We start from the raw sequence: 13,228 nt of genomic DNA, 5'->3' as shown, positions 1-13,228 counted from the left end.
TTTCAAGCTGGCAGGCCTAATCGCCGCGCCGAAGATTTTCTGACTGGCACTGCAGTCAGTTTGCAAGCGCTGGTGCAAGAAGTGCCTGCCTGTCGATCTTGCCGGTCCCCGTCTTAGGCAACTCCGAAACATATTCGATGATGCGGGGATACTTATGCGGCTGCAGCTGCGTTTTGACATAGTCGGACAGCATTCTAGATCTCGTTTCATCGCCTTCCGCACCGGATCGCAGTCGTACGACCGCGCGGAGCGTCATTCGCTGATCGGGCAATTTATGCGCCATGACGGCGCATTCTTGAACATCGGGATGCTCGTTGAGACAACGCTCCACCTCCAACGGCCAAACCCACTGTCCCGACACTTTGATCAGATCGTCGGCTCGTCCCTGAAAATAGTAGTGGCCGTCGCGTTCGATGAATCGGTCGCCCGTATAGAGCCAGTCTCCGCGCATAGTCTCCCGCGTTTTGTCCGGTTTGTTCCAGTAACAGGGAGCGGACGAATGCCCGCGTACGAACATGACACCTTCTTCGCCGGGGGCAGCCGGCGTTCCATCCGGCGTTTCAAGGCGAATCTCGTAGCCCGGAACACGCGCTCCCGCGGAGCCGATGCGTTGGTCGTCCTTGCTGTTCGACAGATAAATATGCAGCATTTCCGTCGAACCCAGGCCTTCCGTCGGCCCGTGCCCTGTCAGCCGTTCCCAGGCGCTGTAAACCTCATGCGAGAGGACCTCGGCGGCGGACATGGAAGAACGCAGTGATGACAGATCCCGGTTCTCGATGTTCGGACTGTGGATCAGTGCAGTGTACAACGTCGGCAGGCCAAAAATGACCGTCGGGCGGTATTTCTCTATCGCTTCTAGTACGGCGTCCGGACGAGGCTGCCCCGGCAGCAGCACGCTTGTCGCTCCCACCGAGAAAGGAAAGAGAAACGAATTTCCGAAGCCGTAGGCGAAGTACGCCTTCGGCACCGAAAAGCCAATGTCATCAGGTTGAAGCTGCAGCAATTTCCGCCCGAAGGCGGCCTCGCTATATGCCATGTCATGGTGCAGGTGCACGATGCCTTTCGGCCTGCCGGTCGAGCCGGACGAGTACATCCAGAACGCCATATCGTCCGGGCTGGTATCCGCGCAATCCAACTTATCGCTGTATGTTCCCAAAAATTCATCGGCCGATACCTGGTTGCTCAGATGCACTGGGCCATTGACGACAATGGCTTTCTCCATGTTGGTTCCGTTGAGAACCGAGCTGTCGAAACTCGAGGCAAACGATGCGTCGCATATGGCGAGTCGGGCACCGGAATCCTGCAGGAAGTAATTGAGCACGTCGGCCTTTGTCTGGATGTTGATGAGAACCGGTACGAAGCCTGCCCGCACTGCTCCGAAGAACGCGGCGGGAAATGCCGGCGTGTCATCGAGAAAAAATGCAATTCTCTCCCCGCGCCTGATGCCGGCAGCCAAGAATGCGTTGCCCCATCTCGACGCCTGACGAATGAGTTCGGCGTAGGTGACAGATCCAGCTGGCCCGATAACGGCGAGCTTATCGGGATTGCGAACCAAATTATCCCAAAGAACAATCGAGCAATTCGGGTGATCCGCCTTATTGAAGCCGATTTCTGCCGCTCCTAGCGTGTCCTCGCCAACCGGGTCTGCGATTTCGACCAGCCTGTCATTCTTTGCGTTTTCGTAGCGAGCCATGAATTCGGGCGCTGTCCTACGCAAACGGTCCATATCCATGCGGCCCGAACGGGACAGATAGTCGAATGCAAAATCGAGTGGTGGCAGTTCCATCTTCTCGGCAAAATGCTCGTACCAGCGCGCTGACGTATTGGCGGCATCGACGATCTTCTTCGCAATGGGCGGTCTTTCGGACTGATAGGCGGCAAGCGCATCATCAACATCTGCAATCGTGGAAAGTTTGCCCACAAGCGAAATTGCATCTTCCAGTGCAAGGCGCGTCCCCGAGCCGATCGAAAAGTGGGCCGTGTGTGCCGAGTCGCCTAGCAGAACATATCGTCCTTTCACCCAGGTATCGCACCACAGTCTTGGAAACTGCCGCCACAGCGACTTGTTGGTGATGAGGGTATCGTCGTCCAGAGTCTCGGAAAACAGCGCCGAGCAGATCGCTGCACTCTCACTTTCCGTCTTGGTCGCGAAGCCATAGCGCTGGAATGCCTCGGAATCGCATTCGACGATGAAGGTGCTGCGGCCCGGCGAGAAACGGTAGTGATGCGCGTTAAGCGGGCCAAGAGGCGTTTTGATGAACGTTTGCGTCAGAGTGTCGAAGGTCTTGTTCGTTCCGAACCAAGCGAAATGGTTGGTGAAATGGTCTATTTTAGCTTTGAAGTCCTGCTCAAATGCGCGCCGAACGACAGAATTCAGACCGTCCGCGCCGATCACGAGATCCGCGTCGAGCTCATCGAGACCGGTCACCTGATGAGAAAACCGAATATCGATTCCCATGGCCTCTGCTTGCATCCTCAGGATTTCGATCAGTTCAAGTCGGCCAATCGCAGAGAAACCCACGCCATCCAGCGTCACACTGCCCTGCGGCAGCTTTAGGGTCATGTTCCTCCACCGCTCCATCTGCGGTGTCACAAGATCATAGATCACGGGGTCGGATGCCTTCAGGAAGTCCAGCGCCTGATCCGAAAAAACGACCCCGAAACCAAACGTGGCGCCGACCGGATTCTGTTCCGTAACGCGCAGCTTCACATGCGGCATCAGCCGGCGAATCAGGATCGCCGTATAGAGGCCTGCTGGACCGCCACCCAAAATTTCGACACTTGAAAGCCGTGCCATCTCTCCTCCTCCAGGATCGCTCGACAATTGATGTCGTTCACTCTACGATATTTTCCAAGATGCGCAATTAGTTTTTTATCGCGGAAAAATTGAGATGAGTGCAAAAAGCAGAATCGAGGTTACATTTGGAGACTGCGATCCAGCCGGGATTGTTTTTTATCCGAATGTATTCCGATGGTTAGACAGGGCACTTCACAATTATCTACGGCCATTTGGTGGGCATGCGCAGATTTGTGAGAACCTTGGCGCCCTGGGCATTGGATTGATGGAGGCCAGGACGCAGTTCCTCAAGCCGATACGCGACGGCGATTGCGTCGAAATTAACCTCTCTATAATTGAGTGGGGCCGCAAGACTGTCACAATCAGCTATGAAGGCAAGGTCGGCGACATCTCAGCTTTTCGGGCTCAGGAGATCAGGGGGCTGTTCAAGCGCAACGGGGGTGATATGTTCGCCGCCGACATGTCAGGACTTAGGGAGCGTCTGAAAGCTATTGACAAAGAATGAGGAGGGGACAAGGCAAAACGGGGGTATTCAATCCCTGGACGCGGCATTGAGGGTTTTGAACACCGTCGTGGAGTTCCATGAGCCTGTGACACTCTCTGAGCTTGCACGCACCTGCCGGATGCCGCCGAGTAAGGTCCATCGCTATTTGTCATCTTTCTTGAAGGCAGGGCTGATCGCGCAGACCGGCAGATCTGGCAAGTATTTGCTCGGACAAGGCGCTCTTCACCTGGGTCTCGCTGCGATCGGCCGTCATGATTTCGTGAATTTTGCCGCGGACGGAATGGTTGATCTCTGCTCGGAAACAGGTATGACGGCGCTTCTTTCGGTCTGGGGTAATGGCGGTGCCACTGTCATCCGCTGGGAACGTGCCGCTTCGCCGACAGTGACATCAATGGGACTTGGCACAACGCTGCCCCTCCTGAACTCCGCTACCGGACGTGCTTTTTTGACGTGGGCACCACCTGCTACTACTAAGGCAGCACGCGATACGGAAATTCGACGCGTGAAGAAAAGTCCTTCCATTGCACCGGATCTGGAACCGACTGCATCAGGACTTGAGGACCTTATCAAACGGACAAAAGAGCGTGGCTACGCGTCGGTGGAAGGTAAGTTCATCCCGGGCCTTGTTGCCATCGCAGCGCCAGTTCTCGATTGGCAAAATGAAGCCCAAGCCGTAGTGACCCTCATAGGAACAGATCCAGAGTCGCTGAAACCCGATTCCCCCCAAGTCGCTAGCTTGATTTCCTTCTGCAGGATCAAATCAGTGCTGCCGCCCGTCTAGCAGGTTCTTGAGCAAGGCCTTGGTCTGGCGTGATTGATTGTGGTGCACTGGCTTGGACGAGATTGAGTGGTGGATGCGGGCGGCGATTCCCGGACGGGACTATCAAGATTGGCGTCGTCGCCCCGCCGACAGGACCGCTAGCTGTTTTCGCACAGAGGACCGGTAGGATGGCGGGCCGATACTTATCATCGTCGACCACGGCGACCATTCCGATATCCCGCTGCGTGGGAAGATGGTCGCGAGCGGCAAGGGTAATTTGCTCGATCAGGTGCCGTTGTGCTTGATCACGCGTCTGCGCGCATATGGTCGCCGGATCACGCTGACCGGGCCGATCCGTTTTGGCCGCTCAGATTCTCCAAGGATTGTTTTGTGGGCGGACGGAGTGCTCCCCGGATTCCATGACTTCACCCATCTTGCGTTTGGAAACTGCACCATGTAGCCCGCCACTGCCTTTTGCTCACTGAGGATTGGCATGTAGCATGTCCTAGCAGGCGCCGCGGGCGGTTTTCCCGGTACGCAGCGACTGTCCACAATTTCCAAACTACCTTGCCACTGGTTGTTAGGCCCGCTTGCACCGGCTGTTTCCGGGTAGCGGTCCGATGACAAGTGCCTTCATGGACCTGCTCTCACCCAGTTCGCACCCTGATGTGAACTGCTTCAATGGTACGTCCTGACGCGACAGTGATGTTGCACAAGAGACAGTTTACGGACACTGCGACCAAGCGCATCAAATGGGATGGCAAGGCTGGCAGGGTTTACCCGCAGGCTGGCCACCAGTTGCACTCGCGCACTTCAAGGGGGAGGCCTTGGCGCGAAATATCAAAAAGATCGGAGGAGCTATGAAGTACTGGCTTAACGTTGTTGCGTCAATTTTGCTGTGCACTACTGCCGGCGCCGCACATGCTGACAATCTCTACAAGGGCGCACCGCGCACATTCCTTTTCAACCCGGCTCAGGACGTTTGTTTTCGTGACGCCGCCCAATACAAGAAGGACGGTCCCTATACGATCGGCTTCTCGAATGCCGGCCTTGGCGACAGCTGGCGTGTCGTGGCTTTGCATTCCATGATGAAGGCTGCGGCCGAACACAAGGACAAGATCGCCCATCTGTTGATCACCGACGCAGGACACGATGATTCAAAGCAGGTCGCAGATATTCAGGACCTGGTTTCGCGAGGCGTCGATCTTCTCATCGTCTCAGCAAACACTGCTCAGGCATTGGACCCGGCCGTAACGCGGGTGATGGAACAGGGCATTCCGGTCGTGATGGTTGATCGCCGCATCGCATCCGACAATTTCGTTACCTTCGTCACTGCGTCGGATGCCATCTCCGGCCGTTTGTTTGCCCAGTGGATCGTCGAGAAACTGCACGGCAAAGGCAACGTAATCATGCTGGGTGGGCAGGCAGGGTCAAGCCCATCGGAAATCCGCATGAAAACGGCAATGCAGGTCTTCAACCAGTACCCAGACATCAAGATTCTGGAAACCGTGTATGGCGACTGGAGCCCTGTCAAATCGAAGCAGGTTATGCAGTCGATGATCCAAAAATACGGCAAAGAGATCAACGCGGTGTGGTCTGCACATGGTCTCATGACGCCGGGGTCGATCGAAGCATTCGTTGATGCGGGTTGGGCAGACGGTACCATTCCGCCGCACACTACCGCGGATGTGAACGGACCCATGCAGTTGGCCCTCAAGCATAAGGTGCCACTGCTCGAAGTCGGCTATCCGCCGGCCATGGCAGGTGAAGCAATCAAGTCGGCGTTGCAAGTGCTGGCTGGTGCGCAGGTGCCGTGCATCACGGAAATCAACAGCCAGATTGCGGTGACGGAGGGCGACAACACGCCTTCTATCGATACCCGACTTGGTATCAAGGATATGGTGGTTCCGAACGGTCCTCCGGATCTTCTCGTCACGGGCGGCATGGGACAAGACTACGATCCCAAAACGTTTTCCGTCGATTACCCGAAGTAAGCATCAGGTTGATGGCCGGGGCCCTTCGGGACCCCGGTTCAGGAGGAATGTATGCTTACGATATCCAACGTTTCGAAGTCGTTCCCGGGCGTTAAAGCATTGTCGAGTGTTCAACTCAACGTGCGAGCCGGTGAAATACATGCGCTGATTGGGGAGAATGGTGCAGGGAAATCGACCCTGACCAAGATCATTGCCGGCGTTCATCAGCCTGATGAGGGGCAGATGGAGTTCGACGGAGAGATCGCGCACTGGGCCTCACCAGGCAACGCGAAGGCCGCCGGAATCCACGTCATCTACCAGGAATTCGTGCTCTTTCCGCAGATGACGGTGGCCGAGAATATTTTCCTCGGTCATGAACGCAGAAGAGCCATGGGGCTTGTAGATCATCGCCGGACACGTCTCGATGCTGTCGAGCTATTGCGCCGCCTGGGCGTCGAGATCGACCCCGACGCACGTGCATCGGAACTGAGTGTTGCCGACCAGCAAATGGTCGAGATTGCCAAGGCTTTGGTTCACAAGGTCAAGTTGCTGATCCTTGACGAGCCGACCGCCGTCATATCGGGCAGGGAGGTTTCTCTGCTTTTTCAGCGCCTTCGAGCCCTAAAAGATGAAGGTGTTGCAGTTATCTACATATCTCATCGCCTCGAAGAAATATTCGAGATTTGCGATCGCGTGACGGTTTTGAAGGACGGGCAGTTCGTCACCTGTCGGGATATTGTTGATGTGGATCGCAGGTCTCTGGTTTCGTTGATGGTGGGACGGGACATGACCGAACTGTATCCGCTCAAAGCTCAAAGAAGTTCTGACCGACCAGTCGTACTTGAAGCGAAGGAAATCTCGGTATCGGGACGCGTCAAGAAGGCATCCATAACGCTCAGAGCCGGGGAAATTGTCACTTTGGCCGGCATGGTCGGCGCTGGCAGAAGCGAGCTGGCGCTCGGAATTTTTGGAGGACTGCCACTCGAAAACGGGCAGATCACCGTGAACGGCAAGACCTTCGCCAGCATGTCGCCGGGCCGGGCGATTGAAGAGGGTATCGGCCTACTCACCGAGGACCGAAAAGGACAGGGCCTTGCGATGCTGCTGGACGTGGCTGCCAATATCTCGGCGGCAAACTTGGGCTCGGTCAGCCGCCGGGGAATGATAGATCCGCGAACCGAAGACCGGATCGCCAACCTTGAAATATCCGCCTATCAGATCGCATGCCGGGGCCCGCACAATCCAGTGCTCAATATGTCCGGCGGCAACCAGCAAAAGGTTCTGGTTTCTAGGTGGGCGCGCACGTGCAGGAAAGTACTCATTCTCGACGAGCCGACGCGTGGCGTCGATGTTGGCGCCAAAGCAGAGATCTATCGCATCATCCGAGCGCTGGCCAATGATGGCCTAGCGGTGCTCATGATCAGTTCGGAACTTCCCGAGGTTGTCGGGATGTCAGATCGTGTCTTGGTGATGCGCGAAGGCTTCGTAAGCGGCGAGCTCACTGGCGATGACATCAACGAAGAGAAAATCATGCAACTCGCCACGCAGGAAGCTGCGATTGAGGAGATGGCGTCATGACGGCCATTGCAAAATCAACCTATGTCTATCTGACCAAGCGACAGGCGGGATTGTTCATTGTCGTCGGTCTGATTATTGTGCTCCTGCTGGTCGGCGCAGTGATTTCCGATCGATTTAGAACCTACGCCAACCTGACAAATGTCCTTGAGCAATCGACGGCGCTTGCGCTCGTAAGCCTTGGGCAGACGCTAACAATTTTGACTGGCGGCATAGATCTCTCCGTAGGGTCGATGGTCAGCTTTGCGGGCGTGCTGGTGTCCGGCATTTCCAACGGAGATCCCACCATGGCGGCGGTTGCGATCGGTGTCGTGATCGTACTCGGTATCGTGGTCGGACTGATCAACGGAACGACTATCATCTGGCTCGGAGTCCATCCGCTGATCGTCACGCTTGGGATGGGAGCAGTCCTTCAGGGCGCTACGTTGCTCTATACCAAAGGTCCTGCTGGCAAGATGCCACTGGGATTTGACTTTCTAGCATACGGTCGACTCTTCGGACTGCCTGTCGGAGCACTGATCACCCTCGTGCTGTTCCTTGGAGCGGCAGCATTTCTGCGACACACGGTCTTCGGGCGTCACATCTATGCGGTTGGAGATGATCCCACCGCGGCGGAACTCATGGGACTTCCTCGCAAGCACGTCATTCTGTTCGTCTATGCGTTTTCAGGTTTCATGGCGGCCCTTGCCGCTATCTTCCTGGTTGCCCGCTTCGGAGTAGGACAGCCATATACGGGACAGAATTTCACTCTGACATCCATCACACCCGTTGTCGTCGGTGGGACCATGCTTCGGGGCGGGCGCGGCGGAGCAGTGGGAACGTTGATGGGGGTCTATCTAGTGTCGCTGCTTAACAACGTGATGAATTTCATGGATATTTCATCTCACTTCCAGCTGATCGTGCAAGGTCTGATCGTTATGCTTGCTGTCTCGATCTACGTCGAAAACAAGAGGAAGATTTGATGTCTCAGGTTACTGAAACCGCGCCTCTGGCCAATGGAAAGGGGTTTGATGCGCGCGCATTCGGGCGTGCATACGGGATCCATCTGGCGCTCCTCATACTGATCGCCGTCTCGGCGGTACTCTCGCCGGCCTTTCTGAGTCCCGGCAATGTTTCCAACATGCTCCTGCAAATCGCACCGCTCGGTATCGTCGTCATCGGCCAGACGCTAGTCATTCTGGTTCGGGGACTCGATCTTTCAGTGGCATCGGTGATGGCTACATGTGCGGTCGTCGCGACAAGCTTCAACGGCCAGGATAGCGACGCTTTGCTGGTTGCGACTGTGGCAATTGGTGTGGGCCTCATCACCGGGCTCATCAACGGACTGCTGATCACTAAACGAAATGTCTCTCCGTTCCTCGCGACGCTCTCCACGATGATTGTGCTGCAGGGCATGAGGTTTGCTTACACGCAGGGTGCGCCCTCCGGCAATGTTCCGCCGTTCTTTCGCACGCTTGGCTCGCAGTCCCTCCATGGCGTGCCTTTCAACCTCATCGTCATGCTCGGTCTCGCCGCGTTCTTCAGTGTTCTGCTCAGCAGAAGCATATTCGGTCGTCGAGTTTACATAACAGGTGGCAATCCCGTCACTGCAAGGTTGGTTGGCATCAACGCGGACCGCGTGACCATTATGTGCTACGTGATCTCTGGTGTTCTTGCAGCATTGGCAGGCTTGATCCTGTCGGGATTCGTAGGAATTGTCGACAATTGGGTTGGTCAAGGAACGGAGCTCGATTCGATCGTCGCGGCGGTGATGGGCGGCGTCGCGCTTTCAGGGGGGCGCGGCACAGTCGTCGGCGCGCTTGTTGGGGCTGCGATATTGACCGTGGTTTTCAATGCGGCGCTGTTGCTTGGCATGCCCATCGAGTTTCAAATTCTGATCAAGGGAATCGTCATCGTCGTAGCCGCGGCATTCTATGTCCGTCAACCGGCCCGGTGAATTCTCATCGAGATACCGGAAGATCCGTACCGCATCCAATTTGACTTTGTCCTCCCAGGGCATTGGCTGTCGCCAGAATATCGGCGGCAGCCTTTTTTTGTCCCGCAGTGCATTTGAAATCGAGGCATCGTGAATTTCTCAATCAAGCCAACAAGATGAGACAACAGTGTCTTACAAGGGGCAATTGAATGACGCTGCCGGTCATGGTCCCCTGCTCATGCACCACGTACATTTGGGAGGAAGAAATGCGCGAAGACATCTACTGGGTTTGCATCTTCAAGATTCAGGCTCCGACGCTCGGCGATTTCAAAGCGGTCGTTCGGCCCCTCGTCGAGATGACGAGAAAAGAAGAAGGCTCCATGGCCTACGAATACCATGTCAGTGAGGACCATACGGAGATTCACATCATCGAGCATTATCGAAGCTCAGGCGCCGTCGTTCATCACGTTCAGAACACTTTCTCCCAATTCGCCGAGCGATTTACCGCGCTGGCGACGGTTTCCAGCTTCATTGTCTATGGTACGCCGAACGCCGAGGCCCGCAAAATTCTCGACGGCTTCGGTGCTGTGTATCTCAGTAATTTCGATGGATTCACAAAATAGCCGGGGCTGGTGTCATATCTATCGACTGACGCGATCAATCCTGGGCATCAATTGGCTCCGCCTTGATAATAGGCGGAGCCAATTGAGAGACGCGTCGAGATCGACGGATTCAAAGCAGGGATTGCCTCAGCCCTTCGCCTGCTTGCACATGGAAGCCCAGTACACGACTGAGATCGATGATGCGAACGCCATGGGGAGGAGCTGTCTTCTTCTCTGTGATCGTTGCTCTTCCATGGGTTCAAGCCGCAGCATCGGCGATCATGTTGCGTGCGATCACGATCTGCTGGATCTGGGTGGTGCCTTCGTAAATGCGGAAAAGGCGTACGTCGCGATAGAAACGCTCGATACCGTAGTCGGCGATGTAGCCGGCGCCGCCATGGATCTGCACGGCACGGTCGGCGACCCGGCCGACCATCTCACTTGCAAACATCTTGCAGCAGGCAGCCTCCGTGCTGACATTTTGGCCGGCATCCTTGCGCCGCGCGGTTTCCTCTATCATGCATCGGGCAGCATAAGCTTCGGCCTTGCTGTCGGCGAGCATGGCCTGGATCAACTGCTTTTCGGCGATCGGGCCACCGAACTGTTTGCGATCCATGGCATAGGCCAGGCTATCGCGGATTAGCCGATCAGCGGCGCCGACGCAAACGGCGGAGATGTGCAGCCGACCGCGATCCAGAACTTTCATAGCGGTCTTGAAACCCCGACCTTCCTGACCGCCCAGGATGGCGGATACTGGCACCCTGCAATCATCCAGAATGACGTCGCTGGTATGCGATCCCTTCTGTCCCATCTTCTTGTCGATCGGGCCCAGCGAGAGACCAGGCGTCCCAGCTTCCACTAGAAATGCCGTGACACCAGATGATGACTTCGATGCTGGGTCGGTGCGCGCAAAGATGGTAAAGAGGCCCGCGTGGGGTGCATTTGTGATGAAGCGCTTGGTGCCGTTGAGAATGTAATGATCTCCGTCGCGGCGGGCAGAGGTCTTCAGCGAGCCTGCATCCGAGCCTGCGTCAGGCTCCGTCAGCGCGAAGGATGCGATCATTTCCCCTGTCGCGAGCTTGGGAAGATAGGCATCCTTCTGTTCGGGGGTGCCGTCGATGATAATACCCTGCGAGCCAATGCCATTATTGGTTCCCACAAGCGACCGGAACACCGGCGACGTTTGTCCAAGAACGAAGGCGGCGGCGACCTCCTCGACCATGGTGAGACCGAGACCGCCATACTCCTCCGGAATCGACATCCCGAACAAGCCCATATCGCGAATTTCCTGGATCAGCGACGGCGGAATTGCATCGTCATCCGCCACCTGAGCCTCATGGGGAACAAGCCTTTCCCGCACGAACCGGTCGAGTGTGTCGAGAAATTGCTGGAGGGTTTCTGGATCGAGACTCATCGCTGAAGTGTTTCCTTGTTTTCAGTCGTCCGCCGATCTTCTCGCTCCGGCATATTTCACCGGCATGGATCGATGTCCTACAAGATCTATCAAGACATTACCCAGTTGCGTACTGCGCTAGGTGCATCATGGGGCCCAAAGCGCTCTGTCGCAAAATAGACAGTTGCCCGAGACACAAGATGCATTCCAAAAGTCCGTAAAACCGGATGAATGGGTAGGAGAGAACTCAATGAACGCGACCACGTATCCGAGCGTCGAGATATTCATAGGTGGTCGCTGGATCGGACCGGATGAGCGCGAGTCACGGCCTGTCATCAATCCCGCCACCGAAGAGGAGGTGGGTCGGATGCCGACCGTCACGGCAGACGACCTGGATCTAGCCGCCACGACCGCACAGAGCGCTTTCATGTCCTGGAAGCTCAGATCTCCCTTGGATCGCAGCGTCATTCTTCGGAGATTTGCCGAGCTGCTTCGCGTCAATGAAGTCGCGATTGCCCGTGGGATTACGATTGACATGGGCAAGCCTTTGGCGGAATCCCGGGCGGAGGTGCGGTCAGCAGCGGATCACGTCGATTGGCTGGCTGAAGAGGGTCGTCGGGTTTATGGTCGGATCATCCCGTCACGGGTCCCTGGCGTGCAACAGCAGGTCATGCGCGAGCCCGTGGGCGTCTGCCTCGCCATCACGCCTTGGAACTTCCCTATGAGCCAGGCTATCCGGAAGGTCGCTAACGCACTTGCTGCCGGGTGCACAGTCATTCTGAAGGGACCCGCCGAGACCCCATCGGGCATCATGGCGATCGGCCGATACCTGCAGGAGGCGGGACTTCCCGACGGTTGCCTCAATCTCGTTTGGGGTGACTCTGCATTGATTTCGGCAACATTGCTGGCGCGCCCTGAGGTCCGAAAACTGAGCTTCACGGGGTCCGTGCCCGTCGGCAAGCATCTGGCGGAGCTCTGCGGACGCTACATGAAGCGCAGCACAATGGAACTCGGCGGTCACGCGCCGGTATTGGTGTTCGACGATGCCGAACCCGAGGCTGCAGCGCAGGCCCTTGCGGGCAACAAGCTGCGTAACGCCGGCCAGGTCTGCATCGCCCCGACGCGGTTCTTTATCCAGGACGGTGCTTATGACCGCTTCCTGTCCGCTCTTGCCACGTCGTTCGAGGCCGTGACAGTGGGCGATGGTCTGGACGAACAATCCAGGATGGGACCGCTCTGCCATCCCGGACGCATAGCCGCGATGGAGGAACTCGTCGCTGACGCGCGGCGCGGCGATGCCAATGTGGTGACCGGTGGTAAGAGAATTGGCAATAAGGGCTACTTCTACGCGCCGACGATCGTCGAGACGCCCGACGACAAGATCGCGTTGATGCGGGACGAGCCGTTCGGCCCCGTTGCCGTCGTCTCGCGGTTTAAAGGCATAGACGAGGGGCTGTCGCGCGCAAATGCCCTGCCTTTCGGTTTGGCGTCATATGTGTTCACCAATTCTCTGGAGCGTGCCGATCGCGCGGCAATCGAGCTTCAGGCTGGCATGGTCAGTATCAACCATTTTGGTCTCGCTTTGCCTGAAACGCCTTTTGGAGGGATCAAGGACAGCGGCTATGGCAGCGAGGGTGGCAGTGAAGGATTTGACGGTTACCTGAATACGAAATTCGTCACCCGACGCTCTACAATTATCGTCTGAGGT

Annotated in this window: 10 protein-coding genes; 8 read left to right on the top strand and 2 right to left on the bottom strand. The window is 56.5% G+C overall.

Going from position 1 to position 13,228, the window contains the following annotated elements:
- Positions 1 to 55 precede the first annotated feature (55 nt).
- Positions 56 to 2,797: a benzoate-CoA ligase family protein gene (locus ACXHRN_RS27685; RefSeq protein ID WP_488642047.1), complete on the bottom strand. Its 2,742-nt coding sequence runs from the start codon at positions 2,795 to 2,797 to the stop codon at positions 56 to 58.
- 94 nt (positions 2,798 to 2,891) lie between these two features.
- Between ACXHRN_RS27685 and ACXHRN_RS27680 the strand changes: the two genes are divergently transcribed.
- From ACXHRN_RS27680 to ACXHRN_RS27650, 7 genes are all read left to right on the top strand, one after another.
- The gene (locus ACXHRN_RS27680) at positions 2,892 to 3,302 is read left to right on the top strand and encodes an acyl-CoA thioesterase (RefSeq protein ID WP_488642046.1); all 411 of its coding nucleotides are present in this window, start codon (positions 2,892 to 2,894) and stop codon (positions 3,300 to 3,302) included.
- Entirely contained in the window at positions 3,289 to 4,083 is a 795-nt protein-coding gene (locus ACXHRN_RS27675) for an IclR family transcriptional regulator (RefSeq protein ID WP_488642045.1), read from the top strand. The genes ACXHRN_RS27680 and ACXHRN_RS27675 overlap by 14 nt, the downstream gene beginning before the upstream one ends.
- 839 nt (positions 4,084 to 4,922) lie before the next feature.
- Positions 4,923 to 6,056 carry a substrate-binding domain-containing protein gene (locus ACXHRN_RS27670; protein ID WP_488642298.1) on the top strand — a complete coding sequence of 378 codons (1,134 nt, stop codon included), beginning with the start codon at positions 4,923 to 4,925 and terminating at the stop codon, positions 6,054 to 6,056.
- A 51-nt stretch (positions 6,057 to 6,107) separates the two neighbouring features.
- Entirely contained in the window at positions 6,108 to 7,613 is a 1,506-nt protein-coding gene (locus tag ACXHRN_RS27665) for a sugar ABC transporter ATP-binding protein (protein WP_488642297.1), read from the top strand.
- On the top strand, positions 7,610 to 8,572 hold the full coding sequence (locus ACXHRN_RS27660; RefSeq protein WP_488642296.1) for an ABC transporter permease: 963 nt from the start codon (positions 7,610 to 7,612) through the stop codon (positions 8,570 to 8,572). Before ACXHRN_RS27665 ends, ACXHRN_RS27660 begins: the two co-directional genes overlap by 4 nt.
- Complete coding sequence (locus tag ACXHRN_RS27655; RefSeq protein WP_488642295.1) at positions 8,572 to 9,546, top strand: ABC transporter permease; 975 nt, start codon at positions 8,572 to 8,574, stop codon at positions 9,544 to 9,546. Before ACXHRN_RS27660 ends, ACXHRN_RS27655 begins: the two co-directional genes overlap by 1 nt.
- 245 nt (positions 9,547 to 9,791) lie before the next feature.
- Positions 9,792 to 10,148 (top strand): putative quinol monooxygenase, encoded by a 357-nt coding sequence (locus ACXHRN_RS27650; protein ID WP_488642294.1) that lies wholly within the window; start codon positions 9,792 to 9,794, stop codon positions 10,146 to 10,148.
- Positions 10,149 to 10,386: 238 nt separating this feature from the next.
- Here ACXHRN_RS27650 and ACXHRN_RS27645 read toward each other — a convergent pair whose 3' ends face one another.
- Positions 10,387 to 11,541, bottom strand: coding sequence for an acyl-CoA dehydrogenase family protein (locus ACXHRN_RS27645; protein ID WP_488642293.1), 1,155 nt, complete (start codon positions 11,539 to 11,541; stop codon positions 10,387 to 10,389).
- 229 nt (positions 11,542 to 11,770) lie between these two features.
- Here ACXHRN_RS27645 and ACXHRN_RS27640 point away from each other — a divergent pair, with 229 nt between their 5' ends.
- A complete protein-coding gene (locus tag ACXHRN_RS27640; protein WP_488642292.1) occupies positions 11,771 to 13,225 on the top strand; it encodes an NAD-dependent succinate-semialdehyde dehydrogenase in 1,455 nt (484 codons plus the stop codon).
- The last annotated feature ends 3 nt before the right edge of the window (positions 13,226 to 13,228 follow it).

This window comes from Shinella sp. OV683 (assembly GCF_057787725.1).
Note: the sequence above shows the minus strand (reverse complement) of the source record. Positions and strands in the feature narration are given on the sequence as shown.

What these genes read in the sequence shown, in the direction of transcription:
- ACXHRN_RS27660 (WP_488642296.1), top strand. Translation starts at nt 7,610, where the DNA reads ATGACGGCCATTGCAAAATCAACCTATGTCTATCTGACCAAGCGACAG.
- ACXHRN_RS27670 (WP_488642298.1), top strand. Translation starts at nt 4,923, where the DNA reads ATGAAGTACTGGCTTAACGTTGTTGCGTCAATTTTGCTGTGCACTACT.
- ACXHRN_RS27655 (WP_488642295.1), top strand. Translation starts at nt 8,572, where the DNA reads ATGTCTCAGGTTACTGAAACCGCGCCTCTGGCCAATGGAAAGGGGTTT.
- ACXHRN_RS27645 (WP_488642293.1), bottom strand. Translation starts at nt 11,541, where the DNA reads ATGAGTCTCGATCCAGAAACCCTCCAGCAATTTCTCGACACACTCGAC.
- ACXHRN_RS27680 (WP_488642046.1), top strand. Translation starts at nt 2,892, where the DNA reads ATGAGTGCAAAAAGCAGAATCGAGGTTACATTTGGAGACTGCGATCCA.
- ACXHRN_RS27640 (WP_488642292.1), top strand. Translation starts at nt 11,771, where the DNA reads ATGAACGCGACCACGTATCCGAGCGTCGAGATATTCATAGGTGGTCGC.
- ACXHRN_RS27650 (WP_488642294.1), top strand. Translation starts at nt 9,792, where the DNA reads ATGCGCGAAGACATCTACTGGGTTTGCATCTTCAAGATTCAGGCTCCG.
- ACXHRN_RS27685 (WP_488642047.1), bottom strand. Translation starts at nt 2,797, where the DNA reads ATGGCACGGCTTTCAAGTGTCGAAATTTTGGGTGGCGGTCCAGCAGGC.
- ACXHRN_RS27665 (WP_488642297.1), top strand. Translation starts at nt 6,108, where the DNA reads ATGCTTACGATATCCAACGTTTCGAAGTCGTTCCCGGGCGTTAAAGCA.